A 24,719-nucleotide genomic window follows, 5' to 3' on the forward strand; every position below is an offset into this window, starting at 1 on the left:
GTGATTTATGTTAAAGCATCCCGGTAAACACCTTTTGTTCCTTTAGCAGCACGGACTTTAAGCTGGATGACATAAGGTTCCCCCGGATTCTTCTTGGGGACAGATACATTATATTCGTTACGCGCTGTTTCTACTACTTTTACGTCCTCACCGGAAGCAAGCAAAGTTGCCTTTTCAACCGAAATCCCTTTCGGAGTCTTTACAATCAAGCGTTCGCTATAAGGTTGGTTGAATACTATCATATACACTTCGCCGTTTTTACCACGCGTGTAATAACCCCAGTCCTGTTTGTCGAATCCGGCATAATCACAGGCATAGACAGATTTCCCGTAACGATTCATCCATTTGCCGATAGCGGCAGCCAATGTTTTTTCTTCCGGGCGGAAATCCCCATCTGCCTGAGGGCCGAAGTTTACAACCATGTTGCCGCCCATAGAGACAGCATGAACAATGCGGTCAATCACCTCAATTGGAGTTTTTACATAACTCAACGACCAGTCTTTGTGGTAGCCCCATTGGTTTTCGGGAATAGTCATGCAGGCTTCCCAATCCCATTGTGTCACTTTAAGGTCTTTCACCGGGTCGGGCAGGCGGCGTTCGTAACCGGATTCATAGTCTCCCATCAAGCGCCCGTTGCTGTCGAAATGACGTTTCCCTTTGTCGTCGGCACGAAGACGGCTGTTGATAGTGACTCCCGGAAGCATCTCTTTCAACATCTGCTCAGCATGGGCAGTCCACCAACCATTCTTTTTGATGCTGGCATCCCACGTACCGTCAAACCAAAAATCTTTTACTGTAGGGTAGCGGGTAGCCAGTTCTTTCAACTGATTGTCTGTAAACTCAAGAAAGCGGCTGAAGGCAATGCTGTCCTCTTCAGATTTGATACTGTAACGATAGTCAGGGTGACTCCAGTCCATCACGGAGAAATAGAAGTGCACGTCAATGCCTTCGTCATTGTAGGCTTTTACCATTTCTCCCAATACGTCTTTCTTATAAGGAGTATTCGCTACCGTATATTTAGTATATTTACTCGGCCATAAGCAGAAACCTTCGTGATGTTTCGTCGTAATCTTCACGTACTTCACTCCCATATCTTTCGCCATCTTAGCCCATTTCTTCGCATCGAACTTAGTGGGATTCCACTGATCCATCAGTTGCAACCATTCAGACGAAGGTACTTTTGCCCAACTTTTGAGCCATTCGGCTGCGCCGCCATATACTTTGCCGTTCCATTCACCACCAGGTATGGCATACAGTCCCCAATGGATAAAAGCTCCCAAACGGTTATCGCGGAATTTCTGCATGGCAGGATCTTGTCGTTTGCCTACGTTCGTAGCGCCATACTTTAAAGGAATTTCTTCTTTAGCCCCCTGAGCGAAGGTTACAGAACTAATAGTAGCTAATAGTAAAAGTAGTGTTATTAATTTGTTTCTCATGTAACTAATTGTATTATAATGAATAAAGTCAGAAGTATGTAGTTATTTAAAATCTTCCCAAGTTTCATCGGTAATTTCATGTACATTGGGAGCTGGCGTCTTATAACCGGCAGAATTAATTTCTTCCTTCAATGCATCTACTTGATTTTTAGTAATAATGAAAATCTTACTTCCATAATCATCCAATGTAGTATTCACTACTGTCAGGAATCCCCATTTCTCAAAGAAATCAAGCATATTATAACCGGATATGCGACATACCTGACGCACAAAGTCCAATTGATCCAAGCCTGCATTTTTGCCCTCGTCACTCGGACTCGGGTTATTCCGGTAATATTCGTATAAGTCATGATAGAAGTCTTCTTGTCCCAAAGCATCTACAAAATAAAGTTTGAGTTGCCACAAAGGAACTAACTGAGTCTCACGAATTATATCCTTAATATTAGGAAGGCAGTGTGCCCGCCCACCTTCGATAATATATTTTGTGCTTACCTCATAGAGATTCATTTTTGTTTTATCAAATTCGCTTGCATCAAACAACTTACCACCGTCTTCTGTATTCGGATTACCCACACTTGCGTCACCTTTGCCTTGCAATTTGCATGTTTCTCCAAATAAAGTTTGAACATATAAGGCCGTCAAGTTATTGGTAACCTCAGTCATACCTGCCCATTTTAGTCCCGGACGCGTCTGATTTACGTGCCCTACTTCATGAGCCGTTCCCCAAAGACGTTTTGGAAACATATCCGGATTACAGAAGATCTCCGCATAAGATGTGCCCGCGCTATATACGGTACGATAATCTGTTGCATTCGGACTTTTTGCTGTGTAATCCAGGCAAAAATGCATTCGGTTATTGAACATCTTGTTATATTTCACGAGTCCTAAAAACTCTTGCTCCAAATACACCAGCCTGTCACAATTTTCTATAGTTCTAAGAATCTCCGTAATATGACCTTGATTGCTCTGTACATTATTTCCCTTGAATTGTTCCACATTCCAAGTGATATGCGAATAATCACCCAAAACATCAATGTCCTGATAAGGAGCATTCATCAAAATCTCTACCCACTTTTCTTGTGTCTTATGTTTCCGAATATCAAAATAACCATTCACTTTTCCGAAAACAAAGTGTGCTGATACAGTTTTGGCAGCTGCCGCTTTTTTCGCGTCCTCAGTCTCTAATAACAGAGGTATATTTTCTTCTACATTATTCAATAGATAAATCAGTCCTCCAATAGGCGCAACGACTCTATTCAAACCTTCTTTCAATGCAATGGTCTGGCTGTTATTATACCCTCCATTCAAATCTTGGATGATGATAGAAATTTGTGCCCCTTCATACATATTACCTAAATAGATATAGAGTTCCTCATCCTTCTCCGCATAAATGCCGGTAGGATTATCTCTCAAACTATATTTTCCGGTTTTATTCTTAGCAGCCATTATAGAAGGATGCTGATAAGGGCGATATTCAGCCACGCGGAATTCTGTAGTATATCTGCCGGCTTTCAACTCACGTGCCAACTCACGCATTTTCTCATGAGGAATATTGTCTATTTCCGCATCAGTGATACCCGCTTTCAGTTCCGAACAAGATTCATCCGTGAAATATTCGCTAAAATCACTCTTCTGATTTACATACACTACACTTTTATGATCTTTATCATAAACTAATGTAATAGCTGCCGAACGGGCAAAAGCAGATGGAGAAACAGATACAGCCAACGTGTTATTTTCTAATTTCACATCACACCACTGTCTGTTTTCTTCAGAAAGTATACATGCAACATGCGCTGCATTAACAGCTTCATTCCAACTCAGCGGAATCTTCTTAGAACCTCCTGCTACATTAAACTCGATAGTGGCAGGTAAATCAGAAATCCAATCATTCGGAATCTCATTTATTGTACTGTCGTCACTGCACCCTACGTTCAGAAATAAACATAAGAAAGATAGTAATAAACACCAGATGGCAATTGGCGCTCTTTTTTTTGTGCTCTTCATACTCTTGTTCAATTAATTTTTTGATTTTACGTACTAAAACTAAATTAAAGTGCTGTAAAAGTACAGGAGCTATGCAACACCCATAAATACAAATATTGCAAAAAGCAAGCGTATGAATCCACATGGAAAAAATGAGTACCTAAAATGGAAGATTTGGTCACATTTTACCCTATTTTTCTAACCTGACATGATTCGTCCTGGACAATATTAGTAGAAGTTACACACTATTTGATAGTAAAATGCAGTACACTATTCTCCTTTTTTACTCCTTACCACTTGTGGAGCGACTCCAAAAAATGCCTTGAAAGATTTACTGAAATACCGTGGAGAAGAAAATCCCAATCGTATAGAAATCTCTGAAATATTTAGTTCCGGATGATTATTCAGCAATGACATTGCTTCATCCAGCTTTACTTTTAAAATAAACTCATTCGGGGTCAGTCCGGTCATTTGTTTGAACTGCATATATAGTTTGCTACGCCCCATACAGAGTTCAGAAGCAAGGGTGGTGACATCAAAAGCCGGATTCTCATAATTCTCTTTAATAATGTTCACACATTTCGCCAATAATTCCTTGTCTCTTTCATTGGTGGCTTCCGTCATCGGCGATTCTGTAATGGTCTTGCCTGCATAATGTGCTATCAGGCGTTTTTTGTTTTTAATCAGATTATTACAGCGGGCTACCAATACTTTGACGTTGAATGGTTTCGTCACATAGTCATCTGCACCAAACATCAACCCCTCCACCACATACTCGACAGAGGTCTGAGCCGTTAATAAGATTACAGAGATATGAGAAAGCTCCACATTGGTTTTAATCTTATAGCATAATTCTTTTCCGGACATTTCAGGCATCATCACATCACTTATCACCAAATCCGGTTGTATTTGTCTCACCATTTCCAACCCTTCACGCCCATTACGCGCAGTATAGACCTTATATATTGGCAAAAACAAATCTTCCAACATAGATAACAATTCTTCATTGTCATCTACCAAAAGAATGGCAGGCTTATCCTCATCCTTGATATTCTCTTGCGCAGTCGTCTTCTCTTCCTGATCTTCCGCTTCCACTATTTGCCCTAAAGAAAGTACAGGAACTGTCTCTGTAATAATCACAGATTCCCTCCCTTCCGTTGCAGCCATTTCCTCGTCACTAAAATGGCGATTTCCTAAAGGAAGGAACAAGGTGAACTTAGTACCCTTCCCGACAGTACTTTCCACGTCAATCTTCCCATGATGCATATTCATTATTCCTTTAGCTAACGCCAGCCCTATCCCCGTTCCCAACGTGAAAGAGGAAGATGAATTATCTGTCTGATAGAATCTTTCAAAAATCTTCGAAATATGTTCTGCGGGAATACCGGTTCCTGTGTCACACACCGACACGACCGCTTGAGAAGATATTTTTCTGACCTCCACTGTTATACTACCTTTATCAGGTGTATACTTAAAAGCATTTGACAATAAATTAAATATTACTTTCTGCAATTGTTTTGAATCAAACCACACAGAAATTGTTTCTTCAACGCTATCAAAACGATAAGTAATTTCTTTTTTCTGTGCATACTCATAAAAGCACATATAAATCTGCCGGGTGAAAGTAACCAGATTCTGCTCTTCAACTTTAAGCTTCAAATAACCTTGTTCCTGTTTACGAAAGTCGAGTAACTCTGATATCAGATTCCGCATATGCCAGGCATTTTTATATATACGAAGAATACGATTATAAATAGTCGTACCTAAATCCATCTGCATCAACACCTCGATCTGACCAAGGATAAGTGTCAATGGAGTACGGAATTCATGAGATATATTAGTGAAGAAACGCAATTTTATCTGATTCAGTTCTTCTATCCGTTCTTTTTCTTTCCGCTCAAATTCCAAAGAAGATTTCAAGGCAGCCTGCCGTGTCTTAAAACGGATAAATGCGACCATTACTCCCAGCAAACAAAAGAAATAGAAAAGATAGGCCCATATAGTAGCATAAAATGGGGCGGAAACATGTACATTCAGACGAATCTCACTCTCCGGCTTCGGGTTATCTTGCGAATGAACCCTAAGTATATAATCTCCGGGCGGCAGATTTGTATAAGTTATTGTGGTTCCGGAAGTTTGAGTCCACGTCTTGTCAAAACCCTCCAGACAATATTCAAACAAACGGTTCTGCTCATTATTATAATCAAATGTGGCAAATTCTACTGTTATGTTATTTTGCTTGTAGCTCAAAAATATATCCGATGTCTTTGCCAGTATATCAGACAAAATGCCTGTATTGTCATTAGGAATGATTTCCTCATTAAAAATAAGTAACTTATCAAAATTCAGGAAACTCCTGGCCGGTGTTTCATATAAGGATTGTTCCTGAAACAAGGCCAGCCCATTGGTACCACCTATAAAAATAACCGATTTCTCACTACGATACAAAGCGGAGCCTTGACTATAAGTCTGGTTGAAGAGATGATATGTATCTTCCACCGTCTCTTTTTCCCGACTAAAGACAGAAAGCCCTTTTCCATGTAAAAGATAGAGCCTTTGGTCTTCAACCGATTCACATATATAATAACAGTAATCACTCGGAAGGCTATGATTCAAAGTACTGTATGATTTAAAAGTTTGCTCTTTTTCCTGATATTTGAATATTCCCGAACCTATCGTACAGAAATATACATCTCCTCTACTATCCTCAAAGATGTGCACAACTTTAAATCTCCCTATTGCAGCAGTATCTTTGGCATCCAATATGTAACGAGTGACCTTTGATGATGGCAAATGCACACAAATAACCCCTCCACTAGCCGACGCAAGCCACATACGATGACGGCTATCAATCAAAAAGGTTTCATATGCATATTCCCGGCTCACCAACTTTTGGATAGTGGTATCCTCCGAAAGCGGAGAGAATTTCTCCGTCACCGGATCCATAAAAACCGGACCACCCTGTGTCAAGAGAGCAAGCCCACCCTTATACTCTTGAATATCATTCACAATCTCATGCGGCAAGGATGCCGGATTTCCCCTTACATGATGAAGCGTATGCCCTTTGTTTGACTCTAAGTCCAAAATGAACAATCCTCCCAAATGGGTGCCCACGTACAACCGGTCATTCTCTTTCCGATAGAATATTGATTTCAGATTATCGCTTCCTATACTTTTCGTATCTTCCGGATTATGCTGATACCGGACAAAGCTTCCCGTTGCCGCATGATAACAATTCAAACCTCCTCCCTCTGTGCAAATCCACAAATTCCCTTTATTATCTTCTGTCATTTTACCGACAACCGGAAAACTCAGGCAATCCTCCTGTAAAGGCTCCGCATAATAGAAATGATTATTTATTTTATCAGGATTAAAGACATTCACTCCCCCATAATAAGTGCCGATCCAAATATTGCCCTGCATGTCTTTATGAAGGGACAATACCGAATGATGGCTCAGTGTATTTGACGAATCCCCATAACGTGTATAGTGACTCCATTCATCAACTGCCGGATCATAACAATCGAGACCACGGAAAGTCCCTATCCAAATACGTTTAAAATTATCTTCCAATATGCACCGGACCTGGTTATCCGACAATCCATTTTCTTTTGAATCACATCTATAATGTGTTACCTCATAAGTGGAGGAAATACGGAATGCCCCATCCCAGGTGCCTACCCATATATTACCGCTACTATCTCCTGAAATACATTTACCTCTGCTGAACGAAAACAACACGTCCTGCCTGGCAAGATTCTTACGGGAAACGACAATCAAATGGTTGGATGTCACGACCCATATCGAGTCCTTGTCTACATATAAGGATTCTCCTGCCCCGGCCTGTAGCCGGGTTACGAAAACCAAATCAGGATTATTATCTGTATAATAGTAAATACCGGTGCTACAACTGACCCAAAGAGTATCCCCTTCACAGAAGATACCTCTTACATCTTTCTGCCGCAGACAGGTGAATTGTTCTTTATAAATATCCAGCTTGACCAAATCATTGCCGGAACGGATATATACCTTTCCTTTTTTATCTCCACATAATTCATTGATTTCGTTATTCGTCAATCCTTGACCATCATGTGAGGGACGGAATATTTTTACTTCTTTGCCGTTATATCTGTTCAGCCCTTCCGTTGTGCCCAGCCACACCACACCTAACTCATCCTGATAAATGGAAGGAATGCAAACCTGAGACAACCCGTCCGAGACTCCCAGATGCTTAAAATAGTAGTCTTTTCCGCTGGCTATTGTCATGCACAGCAAGCTCAAAATAACAGCAACGAAAACTTTTCCTTTTTCAGATATAATCAAACCTCTCATTTAGCCAAACACAATAAAAGATTAAGATACTTCATCAATCCCGTAACGGCTGTCTGCCGGGTATGAATTGGTTGATAGTATAAGTGCCTGCTATTTGTAAGTCCGTAACCTTACTATTTAAGAGTATTATAGGGAAGGGATACAAAAAAGGGCACAAACACACTCTCCTTCATTGCTTGGTAAGGCTCTAGCAAAGCCCGAAGTTCAAATAAAGAAAAAGCAGTCTACGCCCTTGGATAAGGGTATAAACAACGCTTAGACTTATTATTTTGAACTTCTTTTTAAATTTGCTAGATTTAACCAAGTCAAATAATTGCCTGCAAGTTATACAATATGTCTTTTAATCAACTTTCTTATAAATTATGTACCTCCTTTTTGTTTAAATTTGTCCACAAAGTTAAATAAAAAAGATGAATATACGCAAAGATTCGACAAGTAATATCAAAGACTATCCGTATTACTTCAACAATAACCTTACAAAGCCGGCTTATGAACAGATTTATTTGACGATTCTTGCTAAATTACAGGTTTACAGTATTTTTCTTCAAAGAATTTATTGAGGTTTGTTTCTAAAAAACATATCTTTGTCACGAACTAAAAGAAGAAATTGGATGTTTAACTCATTTTCATATCGTAAGGATTCCGTTCTGTAAATAATCTGTAAGCCTTCCTCTCATTACAGATTATCCCTTATGTTTTCTGACATATTCATGTCGGAGTTATCTTTTATATTTGAATTTTTAAACAACTTGTATGGCCAAATACCCATAAAGCATCATTGTATGCCTCCATTTGCCATATACCTAAAACATTAAAAACAATGAGTAACGAATTAAAGTCAATCCACGATTTCGATTTCACAATGATATGTAATTACTTCAAGTTATTGGAACGTCAAGGTCCCGGGAGCCCCGAAGTCACACAAAAAGCCGTAAGTTTCATCAACGAGCTGTCAGACGAAGCTAGAATTGCCGATATCGGCTGTGGCACAGGCGGGCAGACAATGGCACTGGCCAACTATACGAAAGGACAGATTATAGGTATCGATCTTTTTCCCGATTTTATCGAGATATTCAACAGGAATGCAGCTAAATTACATTGCGATGACAGAGTAAAAGGCATTGTCGGTTCAATGGATAATCTGCCGTTTCAAGATGAAGAACTCGATCTAATCTGGTCGGAAGGCGCTATTTATAATATAGGATTCGAACGAGGGATGAATGAATGGAACAGATTCCTTAAAAAGAACGGATTCATCGCTGTAACGGAAGCATCCTGGTTTACTCCGGAACGCCCTGCCGAGATAGAAGACTTCTGGATGGCCAATTATCCGGAAATCGATACGATTCCGAATAAAATAGCACAAATGGAGAAAGCAGGATATACGCTGACAGCCCATTTCATTTTACCGGAAAACTGTTGGACCGAGCATTTCTATGCTCCCCAGTTCCCGGCCCAGGAAGCTTTCCTGAAAGAATATTCGGGAAATGCCGCGGCTGCAGACCTCATTGCCGGACAACGGTACGAAGAGAGCCTATATTATAAGTACAAGAAATACTATGGCTACGTATTCTATATAGGACAAAAAAGATAATTAACATCTGCCGGAGAAGTTAGCAAGATAGGATAACTCTCCGGCACTTATTATCCTTTACTTTGCAAAAAGATATGGAAACGAAAGAACTAAATAGGCAAGAATACCAATTACGGATTGATAAAGTCACAGACTATATCCATAATCATATAGACCAGCCGCTCTCTTTACAGAAAATGGCCGGTATCGCATGCTTTTCGCCTTTCCATTTTCACCGTGTCTTTGTATTTCTGACAGGTGAGACGCCTACGGATTACATCAAACGCATCCGGATTGAAAAAGCAGCCCTATTATTAAAACAAGACAAGGAACTTTCCGCCACCGAAATTGCCCGCCTTTGCGGCTTTAGCAGCCTTTCACTTTTAAGCCGCAATTTCAGGCAACATTTCGACATGACTATCCGGGAGTTCCGTTCACTATAATAAAACTCTAAAAAGACATGGAAAATAAGATTCTGATTTTTCGAACTTCTATCACCAGAAGATGTGACATCAAACGGATAGGAAAGCTTTTGGCCCAATACCCCCAAATAGATAAATGGAACGTGGACTTTGAAGACTGGGAGAAAATATTAAGGATAGAGTGCAGCGGAATCACTGCACTCGAAATCACGGAAACTCTCCGGAACAATCATATTTTTGCCATCGAGCTGGAATAAAGTCGAATTGGAATAAAGAAAAGAAGGTTTCAAACTCCCAACAATTGTTTCAGTTCCGACACTCCCTCGGAAGCCCCTTTCTGAATCACATGTATCGAGCGGGAAGTATGTGTATCTACCGGTTTCGGATCAATCAGATACACCTCTGCCCCTCTCGGCACATAATGAAGCAACCCTGCTGCCGGATATACATTGAGCGAAGTTCCGATTATCACAAAGATATCCGCCTTCTCCACATACCGGATAGCCGTTTCAATCTCCGGTACAGCCTCGCCGAACCATACGATAAAAGGTCGCAGTTGAGTCCCGTCTCCGGCTTTATCTCCCATCTTCACTTCATATTCTTCAGGCTTCAATTCCTTTATATAATGGGGATTATACGGATCTCTACTCGAACAAACTTTAGTCAGTTCGCCATGCAGATGGATGGTATGGCTACTTCCGGCACGTTCGTGCAGGTTATCTACATTCTGCGTCACTATTGTCACTTTGAAGTCCTTTTCCAGTTCCGCCAACAATTCATGCCCGCGGTTCGGCTTCACTTCCAGCAACTGTTTCCGGCGTTCATTATAGAAATTAATCACCAAAGCCGGATCACGCTGATACCCTTCGGGAGTAGCCACCTGCTCCACAGGATATTTATCCCACAAACCACCTGCATCCCTGAACGTACTGATTCCACTCTCGGCACTCATACCTGCCCCCGTCAAAATTACCAGATTCTTCATATTTGTTCCTCCTTCTGTTCGTTTTAAGATATACAAATGTAATCAGAATCATCGGAACAAAAGAATAAATTCTCCAAAGAAAAGGAGCTAACTTTCACGGATATAAGAATTTTTAAATACCAAATGCTAAATCATTCAAATAAAACACGTACTTTTGCGATTCATAAATTTGCAATTGATTGGAAGCTAAAACTATGAAGGTGATGCCTTTCAATCGCCAACAAAAAACATTATATGGATAAATTCAGTTACTCTATTGGCCTGGGAATCGGTCAAAACTTATCAAGCATGGGGATTGGGAATCTCTCGGTAGAAGACTTTGCACAGGCAATCAAAGATGTATTGGAAGGCAACCAGACGGCTATCAGCCATCAGGAAGCCCGCGAAATAGTAAACAAGTATTTCGAAGAACTCGAAGCTAAGATGGGTGCTGTCGCCATCGAACAGGGAAAAGCTTTCCTCGAAGAAAACAAGAAAAAAGCAGGTATAGTGACTTTACCCAGCGGATTACAATACGAAGTTATCAACGAAGGTACAGGCAAAAAGCCCAAAGCTACCGATCAGGTAAGATGTCATTACGAAGGTACGCTGATTGACGGCACACTGTTCGACAGTTCTATCCAACGTGGTGAACCTGCCGTATTCGGTGTTAACCAAGTAATCCCGGGATGGGTGGAAGCACTGCAACTGATGTCTGAAGGCGCTAAGTGGAAACTGTATATTCCGTCAGAACTGGGTTATGGCGCAAGAGGTGCAGGAGAAATGATTCCTCCTCACAGCACACTGATATTTGAAGTAGAATTACTCGAAGTATTATAAATAAAAAATTTCAAAGCAAAATGAAAAAAGTTAGTATTTTTATGGCAATCGCCGCTGCTGCAAGCCTTGCTTCTTGTACAGCTCAGTCTCCTAAAGCAAATCTGAAAACAGATCTCGACTCACTGTCTTATTCTATCGGTATGGCTCAGACTCAAGGTCTGAAAGGTTATCTGACAGGTCGTCTGGATGTAGATACTGCATACATGGCAGATTTCATCAAAGGTTTGAACGAAGGTGCAAACAAGACCAGCAAGAAAGACATCGCTTACATGGCAGGTCTGCAAATCGGTCAGCAAATCAGCAACCAGATGATGAAAGGTATCAACCAGGAATTGTTCGCAGGTGACTCTACCAAGACTATCAGCAAAGACAACTTCATGGCCGGTTTCATCGCAGGTACTTTGGAAAAAGGCGGCATGATGACTATGGACGAGGCTCAGACTTATACTCGTACAGCTATGGAAACTATCAAAGCAAAAGCTCTGGAAGAAAAATATGCTGACTACAAAGCTGAAAACGAAAAGTTCCTTGCTGAAAACAAAACTAAAGAAGGTGTAAAAACAACTCCGAGCGGCCTGCAATACAAAGTTATCACTGAAGGTAAGGGTGAAATTCCTGCTGACACTTGCAAAGTGAAAGTAAACTACAAAGGTACTTTGATTGACGGAACTGAATTTGACAGCTCTTACAAACGTAACGAACCGGCTACTTTCCGTGCCAACCAGGTAATCAAAGGTTGGACAGAAGCTCTGACTATGATGCCTGTAGGTTCTAAATGGGAACTTTACATCCCTCAAGACCTTGCTTATGGCGCAAGAGAATCAGGCAACCAAATCAAACCGTTCTCTACTTTGATTTTCGAAGTTGAATTGGTAAGCATCGAAAAAGATAAGAAATAAGAAAGTTTCTTTCTAAATAGAAAAAGGAAAGAGGTGCAAAGCGTTTGCCCCTCTTTTTTTTGCTTTTTCCTATTTTTTTTCTCGGAAAAGAAGAATAATTAAAATAAATCTCTATATTTGCTTACTATTTGATAACAACTGGAAATTATAATTTATTATTATGGAAAGAATAGACAACCTCGACAGGCAGATCCTAGAGATTATCTCCCAGAATGCCCGCATCCCTTTTAAAGACGTAGCAGCCGAATGTGGAGTGTCACGTGCAGCCATTCACCAACGTGTGCAAAGACTGATTGACCTAGGTGTCATTGTAGGCTCAGGTTACCATGTTAATCCGAAATCCCTTGGCTACAGAACTTGTACCTATGTCGGTATCAAGCTGGAAAAAGGCTCTATGTACAAATCTGTTGTGGCAGAACTTCAAAAAATTCCCGAAATTGTGGAATGTCACTTCACCACAGGCCCGTACACCATGCTGACCAAGTTATACGCATGTGACAACGAGCACCTGATGGATTTGCTGAACAACAAAATGCAAGAGATACCGGGCGTAGTAGCTACCGAGACGTTGATTTCTCTGGAGCAGAGCATCAAGAAAGAAATTCCTATTCGCGTAGAGAAATAAGCGTATCATGGAATTTCTAAATGAATATCACCTTGCAGGATTATTCATCGGAATTTGCACCTTTTTGATTATCGGCCTTTTTCACCCTGTCGTGGTAAAGGCCGAATATTATTGGGGCACAAAATGCTGGTGGATATTTCTGATACTTGGCATAGCCGGAGTCATTGCCTCATTAAGCATTGATAATGTGATACTGTCTTCCTTGCTTGGTGTCTTCGCTTTCTCTTCCTTTTGGACGATCAAAGAGGTCTTTGAACAGGAAGAACGGGTAAAAAAAGGCTGGTTTCCCAAGAACCCGAAACGAAAATATAAGTTTTGAGAACAAAGAATAGCAGTTTTTTATCGAAAGGATTTGCATAATTCGACAGAAAATACTACTTTTGTCACCGCATCCAACAAATGGATACATCGGACTTGTAGCTCAGTTGGTTAGAGCAACAGACTCATAATCTGGAGGTCCCTGGTTCAAGCCCAGGCTGGTCCACGAAAAGCTCCTGTAAGTGAAACACTTACAGGAGCTTTTCTTTTATGCAATCCTATTCAATTCTTTTTTACCCTAATACCTATTAATATTGACTGAAAAGCTATCGTTAAAGTTTAACGAAAGTCTTTCAAATCTTCCTGCAATTTCTGGCGAGTAAAGAAGATACGGCTCTTTACTGTTCCCAATGGAAGATTCAGTTTATCTGCAATCTCTCGATATTTGAATCCGGCTACATGCATAGCAAACGGTACTCTATATTCTTTAGGCAAAGCGTTGACTACACGGCGCATCTCTTTTAGGTCATAAGCACTTTCTGTACTTTCATATGCGGAGTCCTGCGGCAGGTTGATATGATAAAGATTATCAGTCTGATCAACAAATGTCTGATCGCGTACAACCTTACGATAATTATTAATAAAGATGTTACGCATGATCGTGTACATCCATCCTTTAAAATTTGTGTCAGGGGTATATTTATCTTCGTTGTCCAATGCCTTTAATGAGGTTTCTTGTAACAGATCGTTTGCTTCTTCACGATCGGTCGTCAGTTTATATGCGAAACGAAGTAATTCTTCCTGTACTCCTACCAGGTCTTTTTTGAAGCTTAAACTTTTCATATGCGTTACTTTTAATGTGTAAATACTCGTCGTAATAATTTTGATGGTGCAAGTTTACGGGAATTCAACAGAAGTGACAGGTTAAGAACAAACATTGTTTAGGGGAAAATCTATCAGCGGATAGTTTTTAGGTCATTTTAGATAGATTTTAGGTGGTATTTGGGTTGTTTCGGAATAAAAAAAATCCCATTTTGATGTCACACCTGACTCAAAATGGGATAACACAAACAAAACAAACAATATTAGCGATTTTCACAAACAGCTGTACCTTATATTTTAAAATTCATAAGACTTATTTAGATTATGTCGCCAAAACATTTTTATAGGAACAAAAGTATTACTTTATTGCAATATGAGACACAGGATTTAAGAATAGTTATAAAGAATAATTATTTTATGTGTAAATAATGGTATCAGGATATAAAGAATTATTTTTAATACCTGTTTATAACAATCCATAACAGGCTCATTTCTTGAAAGTTTCTTCTTTTTCAGCGTTTGAGTAAGATAATTCCCGCATAACTTCTTTCCTTACAAGAAATAAATTTCTATATTTGGGCAATAAGCAACCAAATACCTATTTACTCAACTATGGCTGATACAATCTCTTATCAATATGCCGCTCCTTCCGCATTGCAACGCTCTGCCGACCAGGACGAACTATTCCTCGCCAAATACAGCGAAATTGAGAAAAAAGACGCTCCCTGTTTCTTCTGGGGGAAGTTGACACAACCTTATATGACAGCACGCTGTCTCATAGCCTTATCCAACGTAGTGCAGTCCAGTTTTAATCTGACACCTGCCCAACTTTCGATGCTGAAAGACCCGATTGTGACAGCAGGCAACAACCGTCTGCGCTTTGAAGGCTTTTCCAACTGTGCAGGCGTATATGCCAGAGTCGATGTGCTCCCCGATGGGCACGACGGGGAATTTCTGGAGAATGGAACGACGAATGTAGACTTCAATGCAGGGATGATTTCCGCTTTAGGGGGTATCAGGAGGCAAGAGAAAGTGGTGATGTCGGTCGGCCCGAAAGAAGTGGGACTATATAATAAAGGTGAGAAAGTGATAGAACGCAAAGTTCCTCTCCCCGTGAAATGGATAAAGGGACTGACTACGGTACAAATCTATCAATCCGCAGCCGAACGGCTCTATTCTTTCAACCGCATACAGACTTTACAACTCTTTCAGACTCTACCGAAAAGTACCGTAAAATGCGACTATTATTTAGTAGTCCGTGGTCAAAAACCCGCCTTTTCACCGGTGAAAAGTCTGAATTCCGTATGTATCGGCGGACTTCATCGCTTGCGGTTGCTTGAGCCTTTACTTCCGTTCGCTGACGAGTTAAGAGTCTTTGTCCACCCCACCATGCAATCGACCACCTGGCAACTCTATTTCGGCCCGGTTCGTTTCAGCCTTTCTCTCTCGCGGGAATGCTGGCGCGGTTTCTCCGGAGAAGGAGCCGCTTTGGATGCCCTGCTCGAAGACATTCCGGAAAGATGGATAGAAGCCATGGACAAATACAGCTATGCCAATCAACAGTTCAATCCTACTCTTTTTGCTATTGAGGAACATATCGACCTGGATAGGGTGGATTCCCTTTCGGCACGATTGGCGGCTATGGGACTACTAGGATTCGATTTGGATGAAAACAGCTTCTTTTATCGCCGTCTGCCTTTCAAGACCGAACGGATTATGAGTCTCAATCCCCGAATGATAGCTGCGGAGAAACTTCTGGAAGAAGGGAAAGTCGAAGTTATATCCAATGACGGAAACCGGGTGGAAGCCCGTGTCGCAGGCAGCGGCGGAGTAAGACATACCGTCATTTTAGACAGAGAGAACGAAAAAGAGCGTTGTACTTGTACCTGGTTCAGCAGTAACCAAGGCGAACGGGGAGCTTGCAAACACATTTTAGCAGTAAAGAAATCAGCACAATGGAAGAATTAAAACATGAATTGGAGAAGCTGTCCAAGGCTTACAAAGATACTCCGGAGAAAGAAGAAAAGGTATTGATTCCTTTTATCAAGAAATTATTGGAACTCCCGATGAAGGAACGACGTAAGTTACTACCCGTCATACGGGACTTGCAATGGATAAAAGGCAAGTTTTCAGGTTTCAGCAGTCAGACGTTTTGCAGCCATGACAGGGCGCGTTTCCTGGCGGCTGTCCAATTCGTATGTGCCAACAAGAAAGAAATGGATATGGCATACAATATAAACTTCGACCTGATATGCAAACTACTTCCACTCTATTGCCCCACCTGGCTCACAGACTTTATCAACGATGACAAAAGCTGGAACAATTTCGGCCTTGGCTACGAAGATCTCATATCACTCATGGATATGGGGTATCTCAAGGAACTTGCTCCGAGCCGTATTGCACACGTACTCCCTGGATGTATCCGTATAGCAACTGGTGACCCGAAAAAGAAAGATTCTTTCGACAGCAATTTGTTACTCAAACGCGACATCATACTGAAAGAACATATATGGGCTATTTTTGAACACGACTCCTCCGTCAGTTATCAGGACGAGAGCGCCAAGAACGCCTACAAAGAAGGAATCACGACACGGGACGAAAGTATCAGCACCGCTCTCTACCGTTTCTCCCTTGACGGGCATATGGACAGAAACCGTTTACTGAAAGAAACACTCGCCACATTCCACCGGAACTTTAAGAAAGACATGGCAGGATGGTTTGCCGGATTCTTCGAGACGTTGCAACCCACCACCGACGAACTGTTATCCTTGCAAGAAGAGATGATGCAAGTATTCACCTCTTCCTACACAAAACCGATGAATGTAATGCTGCAACAATTCAAGAAGATTGCGGCTGAAAAAGGATTCTGCTATCAGGAGTTCGTAGAACGGGCAACCACTCTTTTCTTTTCGAGCCCCAAAAACTCGCTGCTCACCATTCATGCCATCTTCGAGAAAATCGCCGCACAGCACCCCGGAATGAGAGAAACATGCTGCATCACCCTCTGCCAGTTATTCCTGAAGAAAGACGAAAGCCTGCAAAAGAAAGCTGCCGGCTTTATCTCAAAATACGGCGATGCTTCCTCGTCCGTTCTTCAAGAAACGCTACAATCCTATCAACCGGAAATGTTTCAAAGCGTGCAAACAACTATCGCCACTTTCAATACACAATCCACAGACAATGCACAATCCATAGGCAAGACAAACAACACAGAAACAGCCTATATAGAAGCTGTAAATACAGAAACAACCACAACAGCCGCAGATTTCCTTTCCGAGGAACCATCTACAGAAACCATCCGCATTTGCCGGGAAGACAACCGCATCCCGTATCCTGCCAACAAAGAAGATTTCCTGTTCCAGCTCAGCCGCTTGTTCGACATGGAAGAGAGCTGGGAGACGGACACCACGATTGCGGCCATCATCGCTTTCCATCCCCAACTGGACGAAGAAGATTTCAGTCGGATGGAGCCCATATTCCAACGGGCAGCGAACATCGTAGCCAGCAGTTGGATGCCCTACGAAGACCTTCTTGCCACCTTCCTACTGGAGTACCAACGCTTATGGGCACAGGCAGACACTACTCCCCAGGGATTCCTGCGCAATATGTTCACCCGCCTGGAAGAAAAGCTAAAAGGAATAGATTCAAACAGGGGCGCTTATGACGAACGCGCCTTCAAACGACTTGCCGACTGGAAACCGGGGTACAGTAACGCAACCTGCTTTATTCCTTTCAAAAAGTTATGGATAGACGTCATCTGCCGAATCAAAGACGGTAATACGCTTCCCCTGCTTTCTGCTCCGACCCACACTCCGGCATACATACAGGCAACAGAACTTATACAGCGGCTTGCCGCCTATCAGAAAGCAGGCACAAAGCCCAATACATGGGATTTCCAACTGGCTATCGCCCGCTGTGCCATGAAAGACAAAGAAGAAGCCATCGCCACTGCCCGGCAATTATTGAAAGACGAGTACCTGCATCTTTTCCTCTTCCTGCTGAATGAAGACACTCAACCCGAGCCGCCCTACAACCATCAGCCCGCGTGGATAACGGCCGGACTAGTAAAAAGCCCGGAAACAGAATTCAAAGCATTCAAATCCTTCTCCTGTAACACATTACCCCACAATTATCTGTCAGGGGATTACGGATGGAAAGAACCGAAACCGAAAGAGAATGCATACGAGACAGACAAACACTTGCAACTGGAGTTCTACAAATGGCACGAATATGCCGAGCGAAACAGCCATCAATTATGGCAGGAACATCTGCTTATCAACAGTAAATACAACATGGATGATTCCCGCTACATGGAACCGCTGCTATGCTGCTTTCCCAACCGTCCGGAGCCGTTAATCGCACAAATCATCACCTGCTATATGTCTTTCGGCACTCCACAGGAAGACAGCAAACGCAGCATTGCCCACGCTCTGCGCATGCTTCTCTCCTTCCATTGCCCGCTCAGGGAAATGAGTTTGCTGTTACTAGGCGGCTCACTGCTCTTTGCTGACAAAACAGTCCGTTCCTATGCAGCAGAATTATGGGTGGAAGGGCTCACTGCCGGAAGAATAAACAACCGCCGTGTAGGAGAAATCCTCGCCCGCCTTGTCTGCATGGAACTTGCACCGCTGAAACGCTTCACCACACAAGTGTACGAAAGCATGTACAAGCGAAGCAACTTCCACAACCGCCAACTGGAAGAACTGCTCACCGTATTTATCTGTGGATTGCCCGACAAACCCGTCACCGGACTCAAACAGCTACTCGAACTCCACCTCGAACTGCTGTCCAACAACCACAGTAAAGTTACGGACGAACAACTCCGCCAACGCCTGCAGGAGTGGACGGCAAGCAGCAACCTGAAGAAAGTGACAACTGCACTGAACAACCTCTAAAAATCCCTACGATTATGACCATAGAAGAACGCCTCAACGAAATAGTAGAAAAACAACAGGGTGATGCCATCATCCCCTTTCTGCAAGGATTAACGCAGGAAGAACGAAGAAGTCTCGTCCCCTGCCTCAACAAACAGGAAGAGCATTATAATAAGTTTGTCCAGCTAGAGCCAAACACATACGGTACACGCGCCACTCCCGAACAACATCGTATCCTCAACCTTACCGCCCTCGTCATCTATTCTCAGAAAGAATATAGCAAATATTATTGGAGTATAAATGTCGAACGGCTGAATGAATTGATTTCGTGGCACATCCCTTCCTGGCTGAATACCTTCTTCAAAGAAGGTGAAGGAAAAGATTCCCGCGGATTCTATAATATGGATTATGAGATACTAATGGACTGGTTGGAACAGGGAATTCTCACTGTCAGCCCAACACCACAGACCATAGTAGGCTATCTGGTGAACTATATTAACAACACCAGCATATTGCAAAAACGGGAAATTACATTGAAAGAGCACATTTGGTACCTCTTTGAATACGACTGTGGACAAAACTGGATGGATAACCGAAATGGCGGTTCCCCCTACTATCCCTACAGATACCTCATCGAAAATGGACTGCTGAACCGTATGCGCGTACTGAAAGAATCCCTGCTTGCCGTCAACCGGAACATGAATAAAAACCTGTGCAGTTGGTTTGCCGGCATGTTCGAAGCACTCGCTCCCAGCGTAGAGGAACAATTGGAGTTACAACCGGAACTATTTGCCGTCCTGTCGTGCCCCCACAGCCGTCCGACAAATATCATACTCAAATTGCTGAAGAACCTGTGCAGTCACCCCCAATTCCCGACAGAAGAATTTCTGAACCAGACTTCCGTCCTGTTTGCTTCGGACGTAAAGGCAGTCCATCAAAATACGTTGGCCATCCTCAACAAGCTGGCGAAAGAAAGAAAAGAATACTGCGACGCCATCTGCTGTGCCGCCGCACAAGGGCTAATGAGCCGTGAAGAATCTATCCAAAGTAAAATAGTAAAACTGATTCAGACCTACGGAGACACAGAATCGGCAACATTGAAAGAAGCCCTTTCCGTTTATGTAGATACCATGTTGACCGGCATCAAACAAGAATTGAAACCTTATCTGGAAGGTAGCTCCTCTGACATCACCCCGGCAAACCCGACAACCAACAATGCTTCCTTTATCAGTGAATCCTATGAGCCTATCCCGCCCATCATCAGCGAAGAGAACCGGATACCGGAAATCACCTCTACCGAAGACCTGATATTTTTAGCCAGCCAAGTGTTGGAAGTAAACGAAGTGTATCACTTCGAACAATTTATCAGTTCGCTGATACAATGGGACGACCAACTGGAAGCCGGGCAAGTCCCCCAATGGACGCCCATTTTTCAACGTGCCTATAAACTAATTCTAAGCGGTGGGAATTCCCGCACCGGTATATTGGACGATATGATGGCAACTTTCCTCATCGACTATTCCAAGCTACTAATCAGACGCTTCCCTGAAGAAGGGAAAGAGCTGAAAGTCTTGCACGAGAAAATGGTGCAGAAAGATGAAGTACAACGAGGACATTGGGGATTCTGCAATTTACAATCGCTTACCATCCGAAAAAAAAGAAATAAACAAATAGAGCACCGCGTGCACAGGCAATTACTATGTCATACCTTAGATATGCTTGAAAGCAACAAACCCCGCCTGCCGTTGCTTTCCACGCCTACGCATATACCCATGTTTATCGACCCGGCAATCCTCATACAAAGATTGAAGCAATATCAACAGGCAGATGTCGAGCCTAATAGTCAGGATATGCAAATAGCACTGTCGCGTACGGTACTGGATGAAACCACCGCTCAACTACTCTCCACCATCACTCAGGAACTGGAAGGAGAATACCGGAATCTGCTTCTCTTCCTGTTCGGAGAGAAAGAGTCTGCGCCCCAGTCCCCCTTTACGCATCCGGCATGGTGGATGACAGCAGGACTTATCAAATCACCGGAAACGGCCTATCCCGAATTTAGGGACTTCCCCTACAACGAAAGTCCACGTGAATTTCTGACTGGAAACTTCGCATGGAAAACGTATCTGGAATCTCATTCATATATAGATTACACCAAGAAAGTGGTAGAATGGACTTCCTCTACAATCAGCATTCATCTTCCGGAAGGACAGAACGTCCGAATCATCAATAAAGGGAAATATAACGAGAGAGCAGAGTATCACCCGCGCACTCCACATCCGTTGCTGGTAGAAATATATTATCCTCAGGGACAGTATTTCGACGAAATATCAAAAGATTTGCCGCGTCTGTTATGGCTGGCACCCAATACGCCGGAGCCATTATTAGCATGGTGCATCTGCCAAGCGATATACGACCCGATGTTAAATGAAGTAAGAGAGGTCAACGTGACCCGGACTACGATAGCAACATTCCACCAGTTCAGGCACACATGGCACGAGATTTCTTATCTTCTGGAAGCCAGTTGTATGTTAGTGGCCGACAAAACCAGTCGTGCCTATGCTGCCGAAATATGGATAGAACGTGCAAACACAGGATGCATGGACAGCTCACGCATAGGCAGGATTCTAGGCTCGCACCAATGCACTGGATGGGGCCCTCTGAAAAGATTAACCGACCTGATACAGCAACAGATGATGAACGTCAGTCCGCTGCACAACCGGGAATTGGAGAAACTGCTTGTCGCACTACTCGCCGAACTTCCTGAAAAGCCTGTCAAGGATTTAAAGAAGCTATTGGAAATCTATGCGGAAATACTTTCTATCAATAACAGCAAAGCGGAAGATGAACGTGTCTTGCGTCTGCTGAATGTATGGAAAGGAGTAGCCAACCTGAAAAAAGCAGTTATGAATATCAAATGCTAAAAGCAAAAAAGAGTACCTTTGCCATCGAAAAAACAAAAGTACAATGAGATTTCTGAAACACTGTCTGCCTGCTTTTTGTGTTCTGCTGATGTGGTGTTCCTGTATTTCCGGGACAAAGGAAGGAAAGGATTCCACAAAAGCAGGGACTGAATATATAGATACCGTACAAGTCTGTGAAGCCGTCCTTCCCGCCCCGCAACCGGAGAAAAGTCCGATGGCTCGCTATATGGACTCTTTAGGACTGGTAGACGTGACCGAACTTGACAGCAGTCTTGCCGTGAAGCTGATGTACACACAAGCGGATAATTTCACAGGAGAGGTTCTTTACGATGATTTATCGGAAGCCTATCTGCACCCGGATGCGGCACACGCTCTTGTAAAAGCACAAAGAGCATTGAAAAAGCTGCATCCGTCGTATAGTCTCCTTATTTATGATGCCGCACGCCCGATGTCCGTACAAAAAAAGATGTGGAATGTAGTGAAGGGAACAGCTAAATACAAATACGTCTCCAATCCGAACCGTGGCGGTGGGCTCCACAATTACGGACTGGCAGTAGATATCAGTATCCAGGACTCTTTAGGCCAACCACTGCCCATGGGAACGAAAGTAGACCACCTGGGTGCAGAAGCTCATATCACACAGGAAAGCGAACTGGTACGTAACGGAAAAATGAGTGAAACAGAACGGCAGAACCGGATACTGCTGCGAAAAGTAATGAAAGAAGCCGGATTCCGTGCATTGCCCAGTGAATGGTGGCACTTCAACTTTTGCAGCCGGGACGTAGCCAGACAGAAATATAAATTAATACCATAAACCGCTACTTAACGATTCATCGTACTATCACAATAACGTAATAACACCCTTATGGAAATCTCCCCCGAAACTCAACAATTCATCCGCGAACACCTATCGGACAATGTACGCACCCTGGCTCTGCAAGCTAAAAAATATCCGGATGTGGATATGCCGACTGCCATCACTCAAATTGCAGGACGACAGACCGCCGCCGAAAAAATCCCATCGTGGAAGGAGATAGAAGATATATGGTATCCGAAACATTTGTCATTGGAACAATGCTCTTCGGAAATCACCGCCCGCTACAAGGCAAGTCTCCTGCAAGGCGAATCCCTGACTGACCTTACCGCAGGATTCGGAATAGACTGTTCTTTCCTTGCTGACGGATTCAAATCAGCCACCTACGTAGAACGTCAGAAAGAACTTTGCGAAATAGCGGCACATAACTTTCCCATACTCAACCTGAACCATATTACCGTCAGAAATGAAGACGGCGTAGCCTACCTGCAAACAATGTCTCCCGTAGACTGCATCTTCCTCGACCCCGCCCGCCGCAACGAGCATGGCGGCAAAACCGTAGCCATCTCCGACTGCGAACCGGACGTAGCCGAGCTGGAAGAACTTTTACTAAGCAAAGCCAACCGGGTAATGGTCAAACTCTCCCCCATGCTCGACCTTTCATTGGCATTGAAAGAACTGCGACATACACAAGAAGTCCATATTCTGTCCGTCAATAACGAATGTAAAGAACTGCTGCTATTACTCGGACAAGAGCCGCCGGCAGAAGTCCCAATCCACTGCGTGAACCTCTCCACAAAAGGAGAACAGGAAGAACAACACTTCGTATTCACCCGTGAACAGGAGCAGCGCAGTGAATGTACCTACACGGATACATTAGAGAACTACCTGTATGAGCCGAATGCATCCCTTCTGAAAGCCGGCGCTTTTCGCAGTATCGCCGCAAGCTATCCGGTAAAGAAACTGCATCCCAACAGCCATCTTTATACTTCCGATACGCTGATTAGCGGCTTTCCCGGAAGAATCTTCCGTATCGTCAACCAATGTAGTTTTAATAAGAAAGAAATAAAAGAAAGCCTGGCAGACCTTAAGAAAGCGAACCTCACCGTCCGCAACTTTCCGGCTACCGTGGCTGAACTACGCAAACGCATCAACCTGGCAGAAGGGGGAGATACCTACCTATTTGCCAGCACATTAAATAATGGGCAAAAAATTCTGCTCCGATGTGAGAAAGCTTGAGATATTTACTACTTTTGTAACAAACTAACTATCTGAACTAATTTCACATGAATCAAGCACAACTAAAAACGGTTTTAATAATAATCGTGCTAGCCGCCTGCCATGGTACACTTTTCTCGCAGAGAAATTTCGAGAGACATGAATTCTCCTTCCATGCCGGATACGGTAATATGTTCAAAGGAACTCCCACACTGACCATGAGTACCCACAGTTACCAACGCAAGCTTGCACAAGGTGTCACTTGGGACGGGCAGTACCACTTCCGCCCTCTCAAACGTTTCATCTTCGGGGCAGTCTATACCGGATTCTCTTCCAAAGGCAGCCATCCCGAAGGAAAAGACCATTTATTGATTCATTTCATCAGTCCCCAAATCGGAATGTGCAACGCCAATACCAGGCATTGGCAGATTCGTGGGGGAGTAGGGCCCGGCGTACTCTTTTTACGGAACAACAGCGAGGTATTTGGCAAAACACGGAGAGTGAAAGCCAGAAGCATCGGTTTTCTAATCAACAGCAATGCCACCTACAAACTGACTTCCAACCTGGGGCTCGGAGTAGGAGTGCAATACCTGTTCAGCGGACTTGTCAGGATGAAAACTCATTATCACGGAGAAACGACCATCGTCAGATTTGATGAAAACCATGACGCCAATCTTTCCCGCCTGAATCTCACTGCGGGATTATCTTATTATTTTTAACCTTAACTTCAAT

At 43.0% G+C, this 24,719-nt stretch carries 18 protein-coding genes and 1 tRNA gene; 14 read left to right on the forward strand and 5 right to left on the reverse strand.

Features of this window, described 5'->3' with window-relative positions; all coding sequences use genetic code 11:
• Window positions 1-5: 5 nt before the first annotated feature.
• The 3 genes from AB5443_RS11220 to AB5443_RS11230 all read right to left on the reverse strand — a co-directional run bounded on the left by AB5443_RS11220 (window position 6) and on the right by AB5443_RS11230 (window position 7,688).
• Window positions 6-1,436 (reverse strand): alpha-L-fucosidase, encoded by a 1,431-nt coding sequence (locus tag AB5443_RS11220; protein ID WP_022138432.1) that lies wholly within the window; start codon window positions 1,434-1,436, stop codon window positions 6-8.
• A gap of 42 nt (window positions 1,437-1,478) precedes the next feature.
• Complete coding sequence (locus AB5443_RS11225; protein WP_022138431.1) at window positions 1,479-3,443, reverse strand: M60 family metallopeptidase; 1,965 nt, start codon at window positions 3,441-3,443, stop codon at window positions 1,479-1,481.
• Window positions 3,444-3,692: 249 nt separating this feature from the next.
• A complete protein-coding gene (locus AB5443_RS11230) occupies window positions 3,693-7,688 on the reverse strand; it encodes an ATP-binding protein (RefSeq protein ID WP_283140075.1) in 3,996 nt (1,331 codons plus the stop codon).
• Window positions 7,689-8,574: 886 nt separating this feature from the next.
• On the opposite strand from AB5443_RS11230, the gene AB5443_RS11235 reads away from it, so the two are divergent.
• The 3 genes from AB5443_RS11235 (at window position 8,575) to AB5443_RS11245 (ending at window position 10,006) form a co-directional block, all read left to right on the forward strand.
• The gene (locus AB5443_RS11235) at window positions 8,575-9,348 is read left to right on the forward strand and encodes a class I SAM-dependent methyltransferase (protein ID WP_195661791.1); all 774 of its coding nucleotides are present in this window, start codon (window positions 8,575-8,577) and stop codon (window positions 9,346-9,348) included.
• Window positions 9,349-9,422: 74 nt separating this feature from the next.
• On the forward strand, window positions 9,423-9,770 hold the full coding sequence (locus AB5443_RS11240) for a helix-turn-helix domain-containing protein (protein WP_022140417.1): 348 nt from the start codon (window positions 9,423-9,425) through the stop codon (window positions 9,768-9,770).
• Between the two features lie 17 nt (window positions 9,771-9,787).
• Window positions 9,788-10,006: a hypothetical protein gene (locus AB5443_RS11245; RefSeq protein ID WP_073347184.1), complete on the forward strand. Its 219-nt coding sequence runs from the start codon at window positions 9,788-9,790 to the stop codon at window positions 10,004-10,006.
• A 29-nt stretch (window positions 10,007-10,035) separates the two neighbouring features.
• Here AB5443_RS11245 and AB5443_RS11250 read toward each other — a convergent pair whose 3' ends face one another.
• Complete coding sequence (locus AB5443_RS11250; RefSeq protein WP_073347183.1) at window positions 10,036-10,734, reverse strand: NAD-dependent deacylase; 699 nt, start codon at window positions 10,732-10,734, stop codon at window positions 10,036-10,038.
• A 234-nt stretch (window positions 10,735-10,968) separates the two neighbouring features.
• On the opposite strand from AB5443_RS11250, the gene AB5443_RS11255 reads away from it, so the two are divergent.
• The 5 genes from AB5443_RS11255 to AB5443_RS11275 all read left to right on the forward strand — a co-directional run bounded on the left by AB5443_RS11255 (window position 10,969) and on the right by AB5443_RS11275 (window position 13,561).
• A complete protein-coding gene (locus tag AB5443_RS11255; protein ID WP_022140414.1) occupies window positions 10,969-11,553 on the forward strand; it encodes an FKBP-type peptidyl-prolyl cis-trans isomerase in 585 nt (194 codons plus the stop codon).
• Between the two features lie 20 nt (window positions 11,554-11,573).
• Window positions 11,574-12,452 (forward strand): FKBP-type peptidyl-prolyl cis-trans isomerase, encoded by an 879-nt coding sequence (locus AB5443_RS11260; protein ID WP_022140413.1) that lies wholly within the window; start codon window positions 11,574-11,576, stop codon window positions 12,450-12,452.
• Between the two features lie 160 nt (window positions 12,453-12,612).
• Window positions 12,613-13,077, forward strand: coding sequence for an Lrp/AsnC family transcriptional regulator (locus AB5443_RS11265; protein ID WP_004302580.1), 465 nt, complete (start codon window positions 12,613-12,615; stop codon window positions 13,075-13,077).
• A gap of 7 nt (window positions 13,078-13,084) precedes the next feature.
• The gene (locus AB5443_RS11270; protein WP_044653730.1) at window positions 13,085-13,396 is read left to right on the forward strand and encodes a DUF4491 family protein; all 312 of its coding nucleotides are present in this window, start codon (window positions 13,085-13,087) and stop codon (window positions 13,394-13,396) included.
• 91 nt (window positions 13,397-13,487) lie between these two features.
• Window positions 13,488-13,561 (forward strand) — tRNA-Ile (locus AB5443_RS11275).
• 113 nt (window positions 13,562-13,674) lie between these two features.
• On the opposite strand, the gene AB5443_RS11280 is transcribed toward AB5443_RS11275, so the two are convergent.
• Window positions 13,675-14,178, reverse strand: a complete 504-nt coding sequence (locus AB5443_RS11280) for an RNA polymerase sigma factor (protein ID WP_073347173.1) — start codon at window positions 14,176-14,178, stop codon at window positions 13,675-13,677.
• 591 nt (window positions 14,179-14,769) lie between these two features.
• Between AB5443_RS11280 and AB5443_RS11285 the strand changes: the two genes are divergently transcribed.
• The 6 genes from AB5443_RS11285 to AB5443_RS11310 are packed head-to-tail and all read left to right on the forward strand — an operon-like array spanning window position 14,770 to window position 24,706.
• Window positions 14,770-16,125: an SWIM zinc finger domain-containing protein gene (locus AB5443_RS11285; protein WP_022140408.1), complete on the forward strand. Its 1,356-nt coding sequence runs from the start codon at window positions 14,770-14,772 to the stop codon at window positions 16,123-16,125.
• Window positions 16,113-19,052: a DUF6493 family protein gene (locus AB5443_RS11290; RefSeq protein ID WP_368113411.1), complete on the forward strand. Its 2,940-nt coding sequence runs from the start codon at window positions 16,113-16,115 to the stop codon at window positions 19,050-19,052. Before AB5443_RS11285 ends, AB5443_RS11290 begins: the two co-directional genes overlap by 13 nt.
• A 14-nt stretch (window positions 19,053-19,066) precedes the next feature.
• On the forward strand, window positions 19,067-21,955 hold the full coding sequence (locus AB5443_RS11295) for a DUF6493 family protein (protein WP_307995219.1): 2,889 nt from the start codon (window positions 19,067-19,069) through the stop codon (window positions 21,953-21,955).
• A gap of 43 nt (window positions 21,956-21,998) precedes the next feature.
• The gene (locus AB5443_RS11300; RefSeq protein WP_195406197.1) at window positions 21,999-22,769 is read left to right on the forward strand and encodes a M15 family metallopeptidase; all 771 of its coding nucleotides are present in this window, start codon (window positions 21,999-22,001) and stop codon (window positions 22,767-22,769) included.
• Between the two features lie 51 nt (window positions 22,770-22,820).
• On the forward strand, window positions 22,821-24,008 hold the full coding sequence (locus tag AB5443_RS11305) for a class I SAM-dependent methyltransferase (protein ID WP_073347168.1): 1,188 nt from the start codon (window positions 22,821-22,823) through the stop codon (window positions 24,006-24,008).
• A gap of 47 nt (window positions 24,009-24,055) precedes the next feature.
• Window positions 24,056-24,706 (forward strand): hypothetical protein, encoded by a 651-nt coding sequence (locus tag AB5443_RS11310; protein ID WP_044653665.1) that lies wholly within the window; start codon window positions 24,056-24,058, stop codon window positions 24,704-24,706.
• Window positions 24,707-24,719: the final 13 nt, after the last annotated feature.

Origin of the sequence: Bacteroides sp. RTP21281st1_H5_RTP21281_210402 (genome assembly GCF_040918965.1) — a bacterium.
Taxonomy (GTDB): domain Bacteria; phylum Bacteroidota; class Bacteroidia; order Bacteroidales; family Bacteroidaceae; genus Bacteroides; species Bacteroides congonensis.